This is a genomic window from Mycobacterium sp. E3305 (assembly GCF_001666785.1).
Lineage (GTDB): Bacteria > Actinomycetota > Actinomycetes > Mycobacteriales > Mycobacteriaceae > Mycobacterium.
Genome location: NZ_LZJA01000110.1, coordinates 1 through 719 on the forward strand (window position 1 = coordinate 1; position 719 = coordinate 719).

Genomic DNA, 719 nt, shown 5'->3' on the forward strand with positions numbered 1-719 from the left:
CACTCCATGGGCGAAGTCGCCGCCGCCGTGGTGGCCGGTGCGCTCACGCCCGCCCAGGGATTGCGGGTGACCGCGACGCGATCGCGGTTGATGGCCCCGCTGTCCGGGCACGGCGGCATGGCCCTGCTGGAGCTCGACGCGCCCGCCACCGAGGCGCTGATCGCCGAGCACCCCGAAATCACCCTGGGCATCTACAACTCCCCCCGCCAAACCGTCATCGCCGGACCCACCGACCAGATCGATCAGCTCATCGCCGAGGTCCGCGCCCACAACCGGTTCGCCAGCCGGGTCAACATCGAAGTCTCCCCGCACAACCCGGCCATGGACCCCCTGCAACCCCCGATGCGCGCGGAACTGGCCGACCTGACCCCCCAACCGCCACGCATCCCGATCATCTCCACCACCTACCCCGACCTCGACACCCGCCCGGTCTTCGACGCCGACCACTGGGCCACCAACATGCGCAACCCCGTCCACTTCCACCAAGCCATCGCCCACGCCGGCACCGACCACCACACCTTCATCGAAATCAGCGCACACCCCCTGCTCACCCAAGCCATACTCGACACCCTGCACACCGCCCAGCACGGAAGCAAATACGTCAGCGCCGGCACCCTGCAACGCGATACCGACGACACCATCACCTTCCGCACCAACCTCCACACCGTGCGCGGCACCCACCCGCCCCAGATTTCGGGGTGTTCGAGTGCGAGGGTGCG

Annotated in this window: 1 protein-coding gene; it reads left to right on the forward strand. The window is 68.6% G+C overall.

Annotated elements, in window-relative coordinates; genetic code table 11:
• The coding region (locus tag A5701_RS10265) for an acyltransferase domain-containing protein (protein WP_156670036.1) at positions 1 to 719 on the forward strand (719 nt) is incomplete at both ends.